This window comes from Flavobacterium kochi (genome assembly GCF_048286715.1).
Lineage (GTDB): Bacteria > Bacteroidota > Bacteroidia > Flavobacteriales > Flavobacteriaceae > Flavobacterium.
In genome coordinates, this window is the sequence record NZ_JBLVPW010000003.1 from 198,730 (window position 1) to 217,387 (window position 18,658).

General features: G+C 34.4%; 13 protein-coding genes, 2 tRNA genes and 1 pseudogene. 6 read left to right on the forward strand and 10 right to left on the reverse strand.

What is annotated here, in order from left to right; translation table 11 throughout:
* Nucleotides 1-27: 27 nt before the first annotated feature.
* Nucleotides 28-414 carry a Co2+/Mg2+ efflux protein ApaG gene (gene apaG, locus ACNQGH_RS04465; RefSeq protein WP_416853708.1) on the reverse strand — a complete coding sequence of 129 codons (387 nt, stop codon included), beginning with the start codon at nt 412-414 and terminating at the stop codon, nt 28-30.
* An 82-nt stretch (nt 415-496) separates the two neighbouring features.
* Nucleotides 497-1,759: a type IX secretion system plug protein gene (locus tag ACNQGH_RS04470; protein WP_417954779.1), complete on the reverse strand. Its 1,263-nt coding sequence runs from the start codon at nt 1,757-1,759 to the stop codon at nt 497-499.
* Nucleotides 1,760-1,932: 173 nt separating this feature from the next.
* Here ACNQGH_RS04470 and ACNQGH_RS04475 point away from each other — a divergent pair, with 173 nt between their 5' ends.
* Nucleotides 1,933-4,743 (forward strand): M16 family metallopeptidase, encoded by a 2,811-nt coding sequence (locus tag ACNQGH_RS04475; RefSeq protein ID WP_417954780.1) that lies wholly within the window; start codon nt 1,933-1,935, stop codon nt 4,741-4,743.
* Nucleotides 4,744-4,817: 74 nt separating this feature from the next.
* Here ACNQGH_RS04475 and ACNQGH_RS04480 read toward each other — a convergent pair whose 3' ends face one another.
* Nucleotides 4,818-5,588 (reverse strand): class I SAM-dependent methyltransferase, encoded by a 771-nt coding sequence (locus tag ACNQGH_RS04480; protein ID WP_417954781.1) that lies wholly within the window; start codon nt 5,586-5,588, stop codon nt 4,818-4,820.
* Nucleotides 5,588-6,406: a type I methionyl aminopeptidase gene (map, locus tag ACNQGH_RS04485; protein ID WP_417954782.1), complete on the reverse strand. Its 819-nt coding sequence runs from the start codon at nt 6,404-6,406 to the stop codon at nt 5,588-5,590. Before map ends, ACNQGH_RS04480 begins: the two co-directional genes overlap by 1 nt.
* Nucleotides 6,407-7,036: 630 nt before the next feature.
* Between map and ACNQGH_RS04490 the strand changes: the two are divergent.
* Together ACNQGH_RS04490 and ACNQGH_RS04495 are read left to right on the forward strand one after the other, a co-directional pair.
* Nucleotides 7,037-7,377, forward strand: a pseudogene (locus tag ACNQGH_RS04490) (helix-turn-helix domain-containing protein); the annotation flags it as partial.
* A 22-nt stretch (nt 7,378-7,399) separates the two neighbouring features.
* Nucleotides 7,400-7,621 carry an SDR family NAD(P)-dependent oxidoreductase gene (locus tag ACNQGH_RS04495; RefSeq protein ID WP_417954843.1) on the forward strand — a complete coding sequence of 74 codons (222 nt, stop codon included), beginning with the start codon at nt 7,400-7,402 and terminating at the stop codon, nt 7,619-7,621.
* A 297-nt stretch (nt 7,622-7,918) separates the two neighbouring features.
* On the opposite strand, the gene gpmI is transcribed toward ACNQGH_RS04495, so the two are convergent.
* The 3 genes from gpmI to ACNQGH_RS04510 form a co-directional block, all read right to left on the reverse strand.
* A complete protein-coding gene (gpmI, locus tag ACNQGH_RS04500; protein ID WP_417954783.1) occupies nt 7,919-9,436 on the reverse strand; it encodes a 2,3-bisphosphoglycerate-independent phosphoglycerate mutase in 1,518 nt (505 codons plus the stop codon).
* Nucleotides 9,437-9,577: 141 nt separating this feature from the next.
* A complete protein-coding gene (locus ACNQGH_RS04505; RefSeq protein WP_417954784.1) occupies nt 9,578-11,995 on the reverse strand; it encodes a DUF5916 domain-containing protein in 2,418 nt (805 codons plus the stop codon).
* A 157-nt stretch (nt 11,996-12,152) separates the two neighbouring features.
* A complete protein-coding gene (locus tag ACNQGH_RS04510; protein WP_417954785.1) occupies nt 12,153-14,546 on the reverse strand; it encodes a DUF5916 domain-containing protein in 2,394 nt (797 codons plus the stop codon).
* A gap of 188 nt (nt 14,547-14,734) precedes the next feature.
* Here ACNQGH_RS04510 and ACNQGH_RS04515 point away from each other — a divergent pair, with 188 nt between their 5' ends.
* Entirely contained in the window at nt 14,735-15,457 is a 723-nt protein-coding gene (locus ACNQGH_RS04515; protein WP_417954786.1) for a murein L,D-transpeptidase catalytic domain family protein, read from the forward strand.
* Here the strand turns inward: ACNQGH_RS04515 and ACNQGH_RS04520 are convergent.
* Both ACNQGH_RS04520 and ACNQGH_RS04525 read right to left on the reverse strand, forming a co-directional pair.
* Nucleotides 15,446-17,032, reverse strand: a complete 1,587-nt coding sequence (locus tag ACNQGH_RS04520; protein ID WP_417954787.1) for a L,D-transpeptidase family protein — start codon at nt 17,030-17,032, stop codon at nt 15,446-15,448. The two genes, ACNQGH_RS04515 and ACNQGH_RS04520, sit on opposite strands and share 12 nt — an antisense overlap.
* Entirely contained in the window at nt 17,025-17,471 is a 447-nt protein-coding gene (locus tag ACNQGH_RS04525; RefSeq protein WP_417954788.1) for a GNAT family N-acetyltransferase, read from the reverse strand. Before ACNQGH_RS04525 ends, ACNQGH_RS04520 begins: the two co-directional genes overlap by 8 nt.
* A gap of 169 nt (nt 17,472-17,640) precedes the next feature.
* Here ACNQGH_RS04525 and ACNQGH_RS04530 point away from each other — a divergent pair.
* Nucleotides 17,641-17,713 (forward strand) — tRNA-Gly (locus ACNQGH_RS04530).
* A 48-nt stretch (nt 17,714-17,761) separates the two neighbouring features.
* Nucleotides 17,762-17,834, forward strand: a tRNA-Gly gene (locus ACNQGH_RS04535).
* A 58-nt stretch (nt 17,835-17,892) separates the two neighbouring features.
* On the opposite strand, the gene pepE is transcribed toward ACNQGH_RS04535, so the two are convergent.
* Nucleotides 17,893-18,600: a dipeptidase PepE gene (gene pepE, locus ACNQGH_RS04540; protein WP_417954789.1), complete on the reverse strand. Its 708-nt coding sequence runs from the start codon at nt 18,598-18,600 to the stop codon at nt 17,893-17,895.
* Nucleotides 18,601-18,658 lie beyond the last annotated feature (58 nt).

Here is an 18,658-nt window from a genome sequence, read left to right on the forward strand (position 1 = left end):
AATCAAAATAATTCAAAAGAGGAGCAATTAGTTTAATGCAAACGGAGCACAAAGTCTGAATGTAGGTACAATAACTTTGAAATTTTTTGTAGAAGTAAAATTAATCATATTAAAATATCCTTTCATTGCACCATAAGGAGATGATAATAGGCAACCTGAACTGTACGTGTGGAATTCGCCTGGTTTTAAGACTGGTTTTTTTCCAATGATACCTTCACCATCTACTACTTCTATATCGTTTAGAGAATCGAAAATTTCCCAATGGCGAGAAGTTAACTGAACAGAATCTTTACTGTGATTTTCAATTGTGATTTCATAACTAAAGGCAAAGTGAATCTTGTAGTTTTTGAAGTAGGTTCCTTCAAAACTAGTCAATACCGATATCTTTATGCCTCTTGTTATTTGAGAAACCATAATAAATAAATTGAATAGGTGCTTAATAATGACAAATTTACAAAAATTTGATTTTGTATAGTCATTTTTCGAAAAGTTTTTTTTAGTTGATGATATTTAATGAATTTGCAGTCCCCTTTCCAATAGCTCTGTCATAGCGATCAGTATTTTCACGATAATACACCATTATGAAATAATCATTTTCTGTTTGATAAAAATTTCCGTCAATTGCATTTTCATGATCGATGGTCCCTTTACTATCGGCAACTACATATTGAAAATTTGTAAATCCTTGTTTTATTAAAACTGCTTTTTCATAAATACCTTTTTTTTCATTGTAATCCATTTTGTATTCGGGTGTCAGGTTATAATTATTGAACATGCCGTTTATATAGATGTCTTTATTAATTCTAAAAGTAGGGGCGGAAAGACTAAAATATACCCAGGCATAATCAGCTTCAATTTCACTATTTGCCGCATTTATGTTCTTAACTACAAAATTCCCATTTACATCTTGTGTTACGGAATAAGGAAAATTTGTTCTGGCATTATTGGTGTATAAATGAAAACTGTAGATTTCATTATTCGAATCCACACGGGCTACGTTATTATTGGCAGCTCTGATGTCTTTGTTTTCAAAATATAAAAACTCGTTTCCGGCCCAAAACTGAGTTTGGGTGTCATATTTGTAAATTAAATCATTTCCAATGGTGTATTGAGGGACAATATTTGTAATCGCATCATTGAATTGTCCATTTTCAAGTAAAACTACTTTCACATTTTTTAATGGATTTTGAAACGTAATTGTACTTGATTTAATAGTAAATTCCAAGTTGTGTTTCGATTCCAGATTACTGACGGTTCTTGCTCTTTTTACTTGGATAGGAACCGTGACCACATCTTCATAAAGAACAAATTTTCGGGAAAAAATAACTTCTTTGTCGTTGTTTAAGATTTTCAGCATATAATTACCGCTGATTAATAATTGTGTAAACTGATTTGGAATAGGGAGTCTATAATGGGAATAGATTTGTAAGGTATTGAAAGAATTAGTGTAATCTGAAATTCTTTGGTTATCAAAACCTTTTAAATATTCACTTTTAGGAATGTCCGTTGGATTCCAATTATAGTCGCAATGTATTATTTCGTAGTAATAATCGGCATCATTACCAAACAGATCATCAAATTGCAATTGAAATCCTTCCCCTAATTTGAAAATAGGGATTACATTCTGTTCACTTTGTACAAAAGAAATCGTCTTGATATTATAGGGAGGGGCAACCTCTTTTTGTACTTGTGCAAACGAGCCATAGGATAAAAAGAGGAATAGAAATAACGTAAATTTTTTGAAAAAAGTTTTTGTCATGGCTTAGTAACTTGAATATTGTAAATATAGTGATTCCGATTCATTTTAATTGGGGTGGTTTTTTGTGGTGAAAATATAAATTAAGTTTGTGAGTAATTTCTGTTAAAATTTTTATAATAATTCATAAAAATTAAAGTTATCTGTTTAGTTTTGATTAAAATAAACCCAACAATATGAAACAACTTAGTAAATTAGCTTTAGGTCTGTTATTGTTTCCGGCGGCGATTTTTGCACAGGAAATGGATTACTCAAAGGCAATTCCTTTTGATTCCAGTGTAAAAACAGGGAAACTTAAAAATGGTCTAACGTATTACATCAAGAAAAATGCCAAACCGGAGCATAAAGTAGATTTGAGGCTGGTTATCAATGCGGGCTCTATTCTTGAAAATGACGACCAACAAGGATTGGCTCACTTTATGGAGCATATGAATTTTAACGGAACCAAACGTTTTCCAAAAAACAAATTGGTTGATTATTTACAAAGCATAGGCGTAAAATTCGGACAACATTTAAATGCTTATACGAGTTTTGAAGAAACGGTTTATTTTCTTCCTATTCCCTCAGATAGCCCTGAAAAATTAGAGAATGGCTTTAATATTATTGAGGATTGGGCTTTTAATGCAAACTTGACTCCGCAAGAAATTGATAAAGAAAGAGGTGTTGTCCTTGAGGAATACCGTTTGGGTTTAGGTGCTCAAAAAAGAATGATGGCGCGTTATTTACCTAAAATGATGTACAACTCACATTATGCGGATCGTTTGCCAATTGGAAAAAAGGAGATTTTAGAAACATTTAAATACGATAAAATTGTAAGCTTTTATAAAGATTGGTATCGCCCTGACTTAATGAGCGTTATTGTTGTTGGAGATATTGATGTAGCCGAAATGGAGAAAAAAGTGATAGCTCACTTTTCGAACTACCAAAATCCTAAAAATGAAAAACCACGAAAAACTTTTGAGGTACCAAATCACAAAGAAACTTTTGTAGCAATTGAAAGCGATAAAGAAGCAACAAACGCCCAAGTGCAGTTGGTATACAAGGATTATGGTTTACCAAAATCCCTGGTAACCGTAATGGATTTTAAAAATTATCTGGTAGAAGGATTATTTACAGCCATGTTGAATTCAAGATTGGATGAATTGACAAATTCAGCCACTCCTCCTTTTACTTACGGATATTCCTATCACGGTGAAACATGGGCCAGAAATAAAAAAGCGTATCAGTCTATAGCGATGTCTCAAGAAGATAAGCAATTGGACGCATTGAAGGTTTTGGTTACGGAGAATGAAAGAGCTAAGAAATTTGGTTTTACACAAGGAGAATTAGACCGATCAAAAGCGGAATTTTTGGCTGCAATCGAAAAATCATATAATGATAGAAATAAAACTAATTCTGAAAGCTTTGTCGGGGAATACCAGGCTAATTTCCTGAAAAAAGAACCTGCTCCAGGAATTGAATGGACATTTGCAACGATGAAACAAATTTTACCTTCAATAGGCTTACATGATGTTAATGGTTTTATTAAGGAATACGTCAAAGATGATAATCGAGTTATTGTCCTGACTGGTCCGGAAAAAGAGGGTCTTAAAAAACCTTCGGAACAGGAGGTTTTGAATGCATTAAAAATAAATGTTGACGAAATTAAACCCTATGAAGACGTAGCTGTGGTAAAAGGGCTTTTGAGAGAAGATGTTGTTTCAGGCAGTATCGTTAAACGGGAAAGCGATGATAAAATAGGTGTAAAAACATTAATTCTTTCTAACGGAGTAAAAGTTACTTATAAAAATACTGACTTCAAAAATGATGAGATTCTCTTTGAAGCGGTAAGTTTGGGTGGAAGCAATTTGTATTCTAATGAAGAAATGAAAAAGGTCCAGTTTGCTAATGGAGCCTTAACTGAAGCGGGTTTCTCAGGACTGAAATTAAATGATATCAATAAATTTATGACGGGTAAAATTGCCAGTGTGAATCCTTACATAGCAAATACAACTGAAGGTCTGAGAGGAAAAACTACTCCCAAGGATTTAGAGTATTTGTTCCAGATGACTCACGCTTATTTTACAGATTTAAATTTAGATGTAACCGCTTATGAAGGCTACAAGCAAAAGCAATCTGCCTTTTTTAAAAATATGGCATCACAACCCGGATTCTTTTTTCAACAAGAATTTTACAGTTATTTGAACAAGGAAAATCCAAGATTTAATGGATTGATTCCAAATGAAAAAACATGGGGTGAAACGGATTATACATTGGCATACAATAAATATAAGGAGCGTTTTGCTAATGCAGGAGATTTTGAGTTTTATTTCGTTGGAAATGTTGATGATAAAACAATGGAAGGGTATGCTGCTAAATATCTGGCCTCTTTACCTTCTTCGGATAAGAAAGAAAAAGCTACTGATTTGGGGTACAGAATGCTTAAAGGTGATTTGAAAAAAGTAGTAAATAAAGGAACTGATCCAAAAAGTTCGGTCACAATCATGTACTATGGCGATGCGGTTTATTCTCCTAAAGAAGCTGCCGCAATGGAAGCTTTAGGAGAAGTCCTGACTATAAAATTAATTGAAGAGTTAAGGGAAAATGAAAGCGGGGTGTATGGAATCAGCGCAAGGGGAAGTATGAATAAGGTGCCAAATGGTTCTTATAATTTCAGTATAGGGTTTCCATGTGGTCCGGAAAATACCGAAAAATTAACTGCTTCTGCATTAAAAGAACTGCAAAAAATCATTGATAACGGACCTGAAGCAAAGGATGTTGCCAAATTTAAGGAAGCGGAATTGCTTGAGTATAAAAAGAATAGTAAAGAAAATAGATATTGGTTAAGCAATTTTACGAAGTCGTTTGTAAATGGGACAAGTCCAGATGAGATTCTTCAAACTGAAGAAAAGATCAGTGAAATTTCCGCAAAAGACATCCAGAATGTTGCCAAAAAATACCTTACAAAAGATAAAGTTATCGGAATGCTGATGCCTGAGAAAAGTTAAATGCTTTGAAATTTAAAGATAAAAAAACCTGCTAATTGATTTTAGCAGGTTTATTTATTATTGGCAGGAGGAATTTATTTAAAACAAACAGGGATGATTTCGCCTTTTGCCAAGCAATATTTTGCCACTAATTCAGGTGCTATTTTGTTGGTGTAATCTTCTTCGGTTACTTTAAAACCAATACTTCTTAATTTATCAAAATAATCTCGTCCATAAATACGAACGTGGTCGTATTGTCCGAAAATTTTAGCACGCTCTTTTTGATCGGTAATGGTATCATCTGCAAAAGTGGTGGCTCTGGAAAGATCTTGTGGAATTTGCAAAATTGCCATTCCGCCTGGTTTCAAAACCCGATATAATTCCTGCATTGCTTTCGTATCGTCTGGAATGTGTTCCAAAACGTGATTGCAAAGAATAACATCATATTGATCGTCCTCGAAAGGTAAATCGCAAATATCTGCTTTTACATCTGCCAAAGGCGAAAATAAATCGGTTGTGGTATATGCTAAATTTTTCTGATTTCGAAATAATTTATAAAAGGCTTGTTCAGGGGCAAAATGCAATACTTTCTTTTTTTCTTTCGAAGTAAAAAAATCAGTTTCTTCATTCAGATACAACCACAATAAACGGTGTCTTTCCAATGAAAGTGTACTTGGTGAAAGTACATTATTTCTTTGTGTTCCATAACCGTAAGGCAAAAACATTTTGAAACTTTTCCCGTCAATGGGATCTGTAAATTGAGTTCCTTTTAAGGCAACTGCAAGAACGGGACGGGCCACATAACTTAAACGAATAAGAATAGGACGCGGAATGGTATTGAGTATCAGTTTAAAGAGTTTTTTCATTATAGTACTAAAGGTGTTTTTCTAAACTCGTCTTCTTCATTACTCACAATACCTAACGCTTTGTATATGTATCCAAAAGTTGATAAAATCTCAGGTTTTCCATCGATAATGGCAACGTCATGCTCAAAATGCGCACTCGGTTTTCCATCGGCAGTAAGGATTGTCCAACCGTCTTTTAATTGCTTGATGTTTCTGGTCCCCAAATTAATCATGGGTTCAATGGCTACAACCATTCCTTCAACAAAAAGTTTTCCTCTTCCTTTTTTACCATAATTAGGCATTTCAGGATCTTCGTGCATTTTTTGTCCTACTCCGTGTCCCACTAATTCCCGAACGACACCGTAACCATGTGCTTCAGTATATCTTTGAATAGCATTTCCCACATCTTCCACGCGATTTCCTAATTTTAATTCTCGGATTCCCACGTATAACGATTCTTTGGTTATTTGCAATAATTTTTTAGTTTCGGGAGCTACTTCTCCAATTTCAAAAGAATAAGCGTGATCTCCATGGTATCCATTTTTATAAGCACCACAATCTACAGAGATTACATCGCCACTTTCCAATGGCTTATTATTTGGAATTCCATGAACCACTTGTGCGTTTGGACTCATGCAAAGTGAATTCGGGAAACCATACAGGCCAAGAAAACTTGGTTCGGCTCCATGATCACGAATAAATTCCTCGGCTAATTTATCTAAATATAAAGTGGTGACACCTTCTTTTATTTCAGAAGCAATCATTCCTAATGTTTTTGATACGATCAATGCGCTTTCTCGCATCAATTCTATTTCTTCACGTGATTTTACTATAATCATAATTTCGAATTTTCAGTTTGCAAAAGTACAATTTTATGAGAACTTTTGACGCCAAATTTTTGATAATAAAAAGGGGCTGTCCGAAAAGAGTAGTAGCCTCCTTTATCAGCAAATTGTTTCTTTTTTATTGGACGATGCTTTGAGAAATCGAGGAACAAGTTTTAGCAATAAGAATTCTTTTGAAAGCTACGTTGTCGTTGATGGAAATAGCATAACGGGGCAAAATCCTGCCTCAGCGACTGGAGTTCCAAAAGCGGTTATTCAAAAATTGAGTTAATTGGGAAATATAAAATTTTTATAGCATTAGGCTTTTTGATCATTTTTAAGAATGTTTTATACTTGGAAATCAATCTTTAACCCAACCGGTTTAAATACTCTTTTTACAATAAATCATCAGTAAAATGTACACTAAGGAAGTGTTTTTATTTCTTTAAAACGATCCTCCATACAAGCCGTCTTGAGTAGAGAAAGGTATCGAGAAGTTTTGTTCCGTTTTACTAAACAAAAAACGATCGAACTGATGTTTTTTTAATAATTACACCCAGCGGAGATCAATTTAGTGAAGAAGTAGGTTTCGGATTTTATAAGATCACGGTTCTATCGATATTTGCTTTGCAAAATTTAAATAAAATGACCGAACAACAAAGCATCAATTATAAGCGAATTGCAGAAGTAATTGAGTATATACAAGTAACTTTTAAAGCGCAACCGAATCTTGACGATGTTGCAAAGAAAGTTAATTTAAGTCCATTTCATTTTCAACGCTTATTTAGTGAGTGGGCAGGTACAAGTCCAAAGAAATTTTTGCAATATACACGCTAGAATACGCTAAAACATTATTAAAAGAAAATCAAGCTACACTTTTTGAAACGGCTCACGAAACAGGACTTTCAGGTTCAGGGCGATTACACGACTTGTTTATTAACATCGAAGGAATGACGCCTGCCGAATATAAAAATGGTGGACGAAGCTCATTTTAATGAACTGTTCAATATGTCGGTAAAAGGAACATTCTTCACCGTACAGCAAATGTTACCGTTAATGAACGCAGGAAGTACTATCATTTTAAACACATCATTTGTAACCGAATTTGGGATAGAAAATTTTTCAATTTATTCAGCAGCAAAATCAGCAGTTCAATCATTCATAAAACATTTTCTTCTGAATACACAGCAAAAAAATCCGAGTAAACGGAATAAGCCCAGGATATATTAAGACAAATATTTTCAACAATACAGGACTTACCCCCGACCAAATTGAAGGAGCTGTGGCAGGCATTACGCCAACACTACCTTTTAAACGTTTTGGCGAGCCATCTGAAATGTTGCAAAAGCGGTTATTCAAAAATTGATTTAATTGGGAAACAGATCAATAAATAAAGGAAAATTAAAAAAGGCTCATTTTTAGACTGCCTCCAAAAAGGTACTATTTGGGGGGAGTGCATTTTCTAGAGCCTCTTTTATTTTATTTAAATCGGATTTAAAATATTTTGATTCAAATTACTTCTGCGTTTTACAACAAAGAATGACAGGTCATAACCGCTGGTTTTTCTATTCCCATCAATTCTAAAATAGTTGGAGCAATATCACCCAAAACACCATCGTGAATTGTTTTCAAATCTTTGTCTACCAAAATAATTGGAACCGGATTTGTTGTGTGCGCGGTATTAGGACTTCCATCAGGATTTATCATAGTTTCGCAGTTTCCGTGATCCGCAATTACAATGGTAGTATAATTATGTGCTAATGCGGCTGTAATTACTTTTTCAACACATTTGTCAACGGCTTCACAAGCTTTTATCGCAGCACTCATAATTCCGGTATGACCTACCATGTCGCCATTGGCAAAATTTAGGCATACAAAATCCACTTCTTCTTTTTCAAGTTCAGGTACCAGAGCATCCGTAAGTTCAAATGCGCTCATTTCTGGTTGCAAATCATAAGTTGCCACTTTTGGAGAATTTTTCAAAATACGACTTTCACCGGCAAAAGGTAATTCTCTCCCACCGGAAAAGAAGAAAGTAACATGTGGGTATTTCTCCGTTTCGGCAATACGAATTTGCTTTTTATGTGCTTTTTCTAAAACTTCACCAAGGGTTTCGGTAATGTTATCTTTATTATAAACAACTTTTACGTTTTTATAAGTTTCATCATAATTGGTAAGCGTTACATAGTACAAATTCAATTTGTGCATGTTCTGCTCATGGAAATCTTGTTGCGAAAGCGCTTCGGTTAATTCTCGACCTCTATCGGTTCTGAAATTGAAGAAAATAACTACATCGTCTTCCTCAATAGTAGCAAGGGGCTTGTCGTTATCATCAACCACGACCATCGGATGAATAAATTCATCGGTTACATTAACTTCATAACTTTCTGCAATCGAGGCAACTGGATTTTTAGTGTGAGCACCAGTTCCATTTACTAGTAAATCGTAAGCTAGTTTTACTCTTTCCCAACGTTTATCACGATCCATTGCATAATAACGTCCAATGACAGAAGCTATTTTTACAGTGGTATTTGCGATATAATCTTCTAAATCCTGAATGTAGTTTTTACCTGATTTTGGATCAACATCACGACCATCAGTGAAGGCGTGAACAAAAACTTTTTGCAATCCGTATTGTTGTGTGGCATCGATTAAACCACGCAAATGGGAAGTGTGAGAGTGCACACCACCGTCGGAAACAAGACCTAAGAAGTGTACTTTTTTATTGTTTTCTTTAGCATACGTAAAAGCATCAACCAATACTTGTTCTTTTGCCAAAGTATTATGTGCGACGGCAAGATTTATCTTGGCTAAATCCTGATATACTATTCGTCCGGCGCCAAGGTTCATATGTCCTACTTCGCTATTTCCCATTTGTCCTTCTGGCAAACCTACATTTAAACCGTCGGTTCTAAGTTGGGCACTTGGGTATTTTTTATAGAGACTATTTATAAATGGTACATTGGCATTATCAATTGCAGACACCTTAGGGTCAGGAGATTTTCCCCAACCGTCCAAAATCATAAGAATTACTTTTTTGTTCATCGTAATATATTTTGAGCAAAGATAAAGCATTTCTAAAAATGTTCGAAGGAATCGAAATCACTATTATTCATTCGTAACATAACAATAACAAATAATGATAATTTTGTTGTAGAAAGCGGGGTTTGCTTAAATTAATGCAACTTAGAATTTGTTTTTCACCGCATTGTAATCTATAAAATAGCGGACACTTATTGAAAAAACATGTTTTAGCTGATCGTTGGTTAGCAAAGTAGTGACTTTTTTTCCAAAGTCTTTATCGATTGCTGTCTGAAAATTGGCGGCATTGTTTCTGTATAAAATAGAAATTTCACTGCCTGGAGCAAACCACCATGAATAGGACAAGTCACCATTCCAAGAGGAAAAACTGGAGTTTCTGTTTTCAGTATAATTGGAATAATCCGTTAATCTGCCGTTTTGCTCTAATGATAAGAAATTCTTGTTCTCGGCATAAGACCAATAGTGACGCAGGGAAAGATTAAAAGTCATTTTACTGTTGATGGAGTATTTTCCGGAAAGAGAGTTGGAGTACGTAAGAACATTTCTATTGGCAAAAAGGATCGTGTTTGGCGTTGCAGCATTTAAATCGTCATCTATGCTGTCGATGTATCCTTTGTTGTTGTTTTGTCTGAAAAAATGAAAGTTGTAATTCAATGAAAATTTATCAGTGAACCGGTATCTTGGACCTATGTCGATACCATAAGAATTTCTTCCAGGTTCACTCAAAACAGCAACTGAAGGATTGATGTCAATGGCAAATTTATTATTGTAATTAGAAGAAAACATAAACCATCCTCCCAATCGTTTTGGAAAAATTAAATACCTGTTTTCTGTTCGGGCTTCATAATAATCGTAGGATTCAAAGGGGTTTGCGTTTATTCCTAATCCAATATAATGATTTTTTTTATTGTTTGAATTTAGGTTTACATTGATATTATTGCCTTGAATTTTCCCGGTCTCTTTTTGAAACTGGGTATACATGTTGATATTAGTATTGAATGAATTGAAATATTTTGTTGGATTTAATATTCTATAATTTGCATTTCCATAAATAGCATAATAATTGGTTTCAAAATTAATTCCTAAATCATTGTTGTCGAAATTTTTTGATAGTGTTTCTGTTCCAATACTGTACCTGTATTTCCCGGAAGTCTCACTAAAGTTTAACGACGTTGCTGTTCCTTTTTTGTCTTCAATATCGTTTATGTAACTGTATTTGAAATTTCCGGCAAGATTATAGGTGTTTTTCTTGGTGTTTAAATCCCAAACTAAGGCAGAAACATTTCCATCACGGAAACTTCCGTTTCGGGTAACATTAGTGTTGACAAATGAAATGGAGGAATTTTTGCGAAAACGCTGATCCAAAACCAAAACATTATAATTTGCCAGTGGTTCTACCAATTCTCTTCTTATTTCTTTAGTGTCATTGTTTTGGATTGATGCATACGTTTTTTCGGTAACGGCATTTAGAATTCCTATTCCCAAACCATCTTTTGTCCTGCCGGATACTTTTAAGGCATTGATAAGATTGACATTTGAAGGATTCTCAATAATTGTTTCATTACTGGTAGCAGTTGGAGGATTGGATGGTTTACCACCAATTCTTCTGGAGTAAAGTAAATTCCCTTTGCTGAATAAATCGGTTCCTTCGGTGAAAAAAGACCTGTTTTCGTTAAATTGTTGTTCAAAAGGGCCTAAATTTAAAATCTGATCATCATATTTTGTTTGTCCGAAATCAGGAATAAGAATAGCGTCAAGCGTAAAAGCATCGTTTATGCCATACTTTATATCTAGACCACCTTTGATTGTTCCGTACGTTTTTTGTTTTGCATTTGCATTTACATAAAAAGAAGAATAGGGCAAAAGAAAAAGTCGTGTAGGCGTTTTAATATTTTCAATTCCCTCGAGAATTCCAGTTTGTTGTGTGAAAGTTCCAATTTTTGAATCAATAAAATTCCAGCTATATTTATGTTTATCACGCTTTATTTCTCTAAAGAAATTGAGTCCCCAGGTTTGTTTTTTTTCACCGGAAAATCTCAAAGCCGCATAGGGAATTCGCATTTCTACAACCCAGCCAAAATTGGTTATAGTAGCTTTGCTTTTCCAGACAGCGTCCCAGGAATAATCCTCTCCATTGGTGTCGGTTGTTATACAATCAGCCTGCCCGTCAGAGGCGGAGACGTAGAACTGGAAATCTTGTTGCCCGTCGTTAAAACCATTGACAAAAACTCCAAAAAAATCGGAAGCGCCAAAGTTATCTCTTTGCGTTATTTCTTTCATTATTTTACCAGGCTCGTTATCATACATTGCGGCAGCAATGTAAATGGCATCATTGTCGTATAAAACTTTTACTTCTGTTTTTTTATTTTCTGGAATAAGTTTACCATTGTCTGGATGAAACATAATAAAATCCTTCGCTATCGGCGCAGATTTCCATATGTCTTCATTCAGATTTCCATCTATGGTTATATTATCGGAAATGAATTTAGTTTGTAATACTTTTTTTTGGCTGTAGCCAAGAAGTGAAAACAAGAGCACACTTGTAAAAAGTATTTTTCTCATGATTTTTTTGATTGATGATGAAATTATTTCAAAAATATAATTTTAATACTAGACTGTACTTTTAATAAATTGTTACAGTTTTTTTATAAAATTCGTTTTTGATTTGAAAAAAAAATGTTTTGAAATTTTATTTTGAAAGAGTGTAGAGATAAAAACTTTAAAATTTGTTTTTTATCACATTATAATCAATAAAGTAGCGAAGACTAATGGAGAAAATATTAGTTAGGTTGCCCTCAAAAACATTTTTAAAGTTCGAAGATAATTTTTTTTCTACAATACGGCTGCTCTCTTGTGCATAATTGCGATATAAAATAGCTATTTCGCTTCCAGGTGCAAACCACCAGGAATAGGATAAATCAAAATTCCATGAATTGAAATTTCTATTTTTATTTAAGGAATAGGCATTATTTTGAATTAAATAACCATTGTCCTGTAAAGTAAGAAATTCATGATTTTGAGAATAGGACCAGTAATAACGTGCCGTTAAGTTTAGTGTCATTTTATTGTTTATGGCGTATTTACCAGTAAGGTCATTTTGTACTATTTCTCGATTACGTTGCGCAAAAATAATCCCTGTATTGTCTTGATCTACCCATCCTCTGTCATTTATCTTACGGGTATAATTTAATACATAAGATAGTGATAATTTATCGTTAAACCTGTATTTTGGACCTAGAGCGAGACCGTAAGTAATTCTGCGATCTTGGTCATACAGTGTGACGGTAGGGGTGAAATCAAAAGTAAAAGCATTATTTCTATTGAATTCAACTCCAAAATAAGAGGATATTCTTCTGGGAATTTGCAGGTACCTGCCGTCGGTACGAGGCTCATAAAAATCGAATGTTTCAAATGGATTTACGATTAAAGCAAATTCAAAATAATTATTGTTACGGGATGTTGCCTTAATGACTGTTTTGTACCAGCCTTCCTGTAATTTGCCCGTAGTATTTTGTATTTCCAAATTTAATTCCTGTTCGATCTTAAGGGTGTTAAAAACCGTTGTTGGGTTTAATATTCTATAGCTCGCATTGGCGTAAGCATTATGATAGTTAGTGTAAAAAACGATTCCCAGATCATTAATGTCGTACGCTTTAGAAATGTATTTTCCCCAGAGAAGATAGCGGTATTTCCCACTTGTTTTTTCAAAGTTTAATGAAGTTTTGAAACCATCATAATCTTCAATGGCATTGATTGAACTGTATTTGAAATCCCCGTATAAATTATAAGTGTTTGATTTTGTACTTAAATCAAACAATAATGCGGAAACATTAGCATCTCTAAAGCCGCCATTGCGGGTGGTGTTTGTATTTACAAACGAAACTGATGAGTTTTGATTAAAACGCTGATCAAATACCAAAATATTATAATTAGTTAGTGGCTCAATAACTTCTTTTCGAGTTTCGTCCGTTACATTATCTCGAATAGTGGCGAAGGTTTTTTTAGTAATAGCATTTAGAAAACCAATTCCTAAACCTTTTTCTGTTCTTCCGGAAACTTTCACGGCATTTAGCAAATTAACCGTACTTGGATAATTTATTATTTCTTCATTTGCTCCAAGTTCTGGTTCTATGCTTGGTACTCCACCAATTCTTCTGGAATAAAATAATCCTCCTTTGTTGAATAAATTAGTGCCTTCGGTAAAAAAAGGCCGGTTTTCATCCAGTTTTTGCTCAAAAGGCTCGAGGTTCAGAATAGCATTGTCAAATTTTGTCTGCCCAAAATCAGGCACTAAAATAGCATCTAACGTAAACGAATCATTAATGCCGTATTTTATATCTAAACCGGCTTTAAATGTAGTTCCTGACGCAATATCATTTTCCTGGTAATAGGCGGATGAATACGGAATTAAGAAAAGTCGTGTTGGTGTTTTTATGTTTTTAATTCCTTCGAGAATTCCTGCTTGTGGAATTACAGCTCCAATTTTGGTATCAACGTGATTCCAGGTGTATTTTTGATTGTCGCGTTTTATCTCACGCATAAAATTCAAACCCCAGGTTTGTTTATCGGCATTTGAAAACCGCAGTGCTGCATAGGGAATTTTCATTTCTACCACCCATCCAAAGTCAGTTAGTGTCACTTCACTATCCCAAATAGCATCCCAGGTAAAATCTTCGCCCTCTTCTGTTGCTAGGCAATCCATTTGTACTCCTGCGGAACTTACAAAAAACCGGAAGTCTTGTTGTCCGTCATTAAAGCCATTGATGTAAACTGAAAAATGATCGGAAACGCCAAAAACATCACGGTTTGTAATTTCTTTTTTAATTTTGTTGGGTTCGTCATCATACAACAGAGCAGCAATGTAAATGGCATTGTTGTCGTACAGTAGTTTAACTTCTGTTTTCTTACGGGTACTTATTGGTTTTCCATTATCCGGTTCAAACATTATAAAATCGGTAGCAATCGATTCTGTTTGCCATATTTCTTCGTTAATTTTTCCATCAATAGTGATGTTTTCTGTAATAGCTTTTGCCAAAAGAACCTTTTTTTGGCTATAGGTGTTGCAACTATAGAAAATTAAAAAAATTAGTACTGCAGACTGAAATTTGGACATAAATTGTGATTGTATCAAAACAAAAATAACAAAATTAACACAGGAAGTGATTTTTTTATGAACTTTTACTCAATATTTCCCTTCCTTATCCGTTATAAATGAACTAAAGTTTTGTTAAATTGTTTAAAATAGTTGTTTTTTGCCGTAGGTTTGCAATCCCGAATTAATTTATAACTTAAAGATAACCAATGATTTATAAGATATTTCCTGCTATTTTGTTTATGCTGCTTTCATTTGCTCCAAGCAAAACAAGTTTTTCCGAGTCAAAGAGTGTTACGTCTGTTGTTTATGCCAAAATGGTAAAATCCAACGTTGAATCTAACATTGAAATGGCGTATAATAATTTACATTCCAATGAATTTGTTTTACCCAAACTAGAAAGTTTTTCAGAAGCTTTAAAAGGGTATTATTTGTTGAAAGAAAAAGGACTGATTCAAAAAGACATTTTAACTTTAGTCGATTTTAGTTTGTCCTCCAATACTAAAAGACTTTGGGTGATTAATTTGGCAACAGGTGAAATCCTGTTCAATACTCTTGTTGCACACGGAAGAAATACCGGCGATGAATTTGCCTCTACTTTTTCAAATTCAGCCGAATCTTATAAAAGCAGTTTAGGGTTTTATGCAACAGGCGAAATCTATAGCGGTAAACACGGTATGTCACTTAAATTGGATGGTTTAGAAAAAGGTGTTAATGATAACGCAAGAGCAAGAGGCGTAGTGATGCATGCAGCTGAATATGTTTCTAATTCCTTTATAAAAAACAATCATAGATTAGGAAGAAGTCAAGGTTGTCCTGCGGTACCGGTAGAATTATCTAAAGAAATTATTAGTACAATAAAAGACAAATCATGTCTCTTTATTTACCATCCTTCAAGAGCTTTTAAATTAGCATCGGAGCTAGTTTCTTAATTTAGTATATAAATTGGCATCAAGATTATAGATATCATCCCTGAAAATCAATTTGTTGTTTTCACTCCAGGCAGTCCAATACAATAAGTGAAAGGAAACATTCTTTTTTATTTTGACAAATTTTGTTCTTTCGTTCTGTAGTATTGTTGTGATTTTTTCCAGGTTCCAGTTGACTGGGTCATTCAGTAAATATTCTGTTAATTCCAGCGGATTGTCAACCCTCACACAGCCAGAACTCAACGAACGATCTATTTTGTCAAAATAATCCCTATGATTTGTATCGTGTAAATAAACAGAGAAGCGATTTGGAAAAATAATTTTCACCATACCCAGCGAGTTAAAAGTTCCCGGAGTTTGAACATAGCGATACGTTTCGGCCAGGGACAATTGCCACTCATAAGGAGATACTATTCTTCCATTACTATCATATACTTTAATGTTTGAATTGGTCAGATAGCTTCGGCTTTTTAAAATTGCCGGAATCACATCTTCTCTCAAAATAGTTGGAGGAACAGTCCAGGTCGGATTAAAAACTACCTGAGTCAATTTGGAACTTAGGATGGGTGTTTTTCTTTTTGCCCTTCCCACGATCACTCTGTGTGTTCTCAAAGTATCCCGATCTTTCACTAATGTCAGTCTGTAATCTGGGATATTAATGATTACGTATTCTTCTCCCATTTCTTTTGGATACCATTTCCAGCGCTCGAGATTGGCAATGATCTGATGGATGCGCTGCTGCTTTGAAAAATTGAGCGAAGCAATGGTTACTTCGTTAATAGTAGAGTCGGTAGCTAAGCCATGACGCCTTTGAAACCTTTTTACTGCCATTACAGTTTCTTTGTCATAAACGGGTGTCAAACTGTCTTTAGGTTGTAGGTCTTCCCAATAAATCAATCTTTTTTTGATGTCAATTATAGATGGATTGCTGTCATTTGGAGTAATGTTTCGTGCAATTTTTAGTTTTTTAAATTTTTCATTGGGTAAAGCATTAATTAATGTAAGTGCTTTTTTTAATCTTTTGTAAACAAGGTGATTGGGTTTTAATTGGTCTATTCTATAGCGCAGTGAATCGCTGCTTAATAATTGGGCAACTGTTTCATTTAGATCTATAGGTTTTTTTTTCAGGTCCCAGTTTTTATATAATTTTGCAGGGCTCAGCGTTCCGTTGGTCAGATGTGAAATATATTTTTGTAAACTCGACGTCAGTAAAATGTCATATTTCGCTAAATCTGTAGTGTCTAGAGTTGCGGCTTTTTTTTCAAAATCACTTAGTGCTTTTACCTTGTAATCTTCTGGATTTAGTCCTTCTTCATCGGATTTAAGGAGTTCCTCTAAAATTATTTTTCTCTTTTCGTCAGATTGCCAAACGGTCCCGTATGCTGTGCTTTTGTAAAAATAGGTAAGTATTTTGTCATTAAAAGAAATTAGTAAAGCAGAGTCAATTTTAACTGATCTGCCTTCGGGCTGGACACGGGGTTTTGAAGCCTCTTTTTTTAAGACCACCTCGCTTTTTAGTGTTTCTTTTCTGCAGCTAATCACGAAGCATAACAACAGTATTAGAAATAATTTATTCACTATTCATTGTTTTAAACATGACAACGTGTTCTCCAACTCCTTTTATTTCAAAAGGGAATCCTTTTACTTGGTATTCCATTTTTTCATAGAAACCAATGGCCTCTTTTCTGGCATTGAACCAAATTAAATTTGCGTTTTGGTCTGAACAATGTTGCTCAGAATTGAGCATAAGCTTTTCACCAAAACCCTTTTTTTGATGCTGTTTCAAAACCGCCATTCCCCGAATTTGAAACTGTTTTTCTGCAACAAATAAATTGTTTTTTGCTTCGAACAGAGAAATGACACCTATGAGACTGTTCTGGTCAAACAAACCAAAATGAACGGTGGTTTCTAAATTGTCGCCGTCGAAATGACAACTTTCTATCGATTTGTCAGCGCGAAGAACAGGATGTCTTACTAGAAATGTCTCTAATGTTGAAATTTGTTTGATGTTTTGCATTTTTTTTAAAGATTTTTTTCGGCTTAATAAAGGTATAATATTTTCATAATAAATTCTTTATGATTTACAGATGCTTTATTAAAAAAGATTGTGAGGGGAAGATTGTGATTTTTCAGAAAAAAACTTGCATTGAAGCAGAATTATTATTTATATTTGCACCGTTGTTAATGCGAAAGTAGCTCAGTTGGTAGAGCTCCAGCCTTCCAAGCTGGTTGTCGCGAGTTCGAGCCTCGTCTTTCGCTCTAAAACCTCAAATGTTGGTTTGGGGTTTTTTATTTAAATTTTGTCATGCGAAAGTAGCTCAGTTGGTAGAGCTCCAGCCTTCCAAGCTGGTTGTCGCGAGTTCGAGCCTCGTCTTTCGCTCTTCCAAGCCGAAACGTAATTGTTTCGGCTTTTTTATTTCGTATTAATTCGTTCCGATTTATTTTATAAAACTCAAATCGCTTCCGCTTTCCAATTCTTCAGGAGTTTGGTTTTGTCTAAAAAGTCTCGCTGATAAATTGCCCCTCAAAGTTATTTTTCCCCCTTCAACTTCTAACCAGCTTCCTTCTCGTAATCCTAAAACAGGAATAGTGTTAAAAGCATGAAATTCTTTGATTCGTGTTTCGCGCGTTTCCCCCATATGTGTTGATTTTTCATCAGTATCTAAATAATGTGGATTTAAATTAAAAGGAATCAATCCCAATGTTTGAAAACTTGGCGGATAAATAATAGGCATGTCATTAGTGGTCTGCATAGTCAGTCCGCATATATTACTTCCGGCGCTTGTTCCTAAATAAAGAGTTCCTGCTTTTACCGTGTCGGCAAGAACAGTCATGATGTTGTTTTTGTACAGTTGTGAAACCAGTAAAAAAGTATTCCCGCCACCGGTAAAAATCGCTTCCGCATTTTGAATTGCTTCCGCAGCATCTTCAAATTCATGAATTCCTTTTACGGTTTTATTTATTTTGGCAAAGGCCAAAGCAACTTTTGATGTGTATTCTTCATGTGAAATGCCGCCTGGACGCGCATAGGGAATAAAAAGTATTGTTTTACAATTTAGAAATTGTAAGCTTAATTTAGGTAATAAATAGTCTAAATAGTCCCCGCCATGAAGGGTAGATGTACTGGCGATAAGTATGTTTTTCATTGTGTTTTTCTGTAAAGAGTAGTTTGTGTTAAAGGTATGAAAATGTCTATTTTAATGT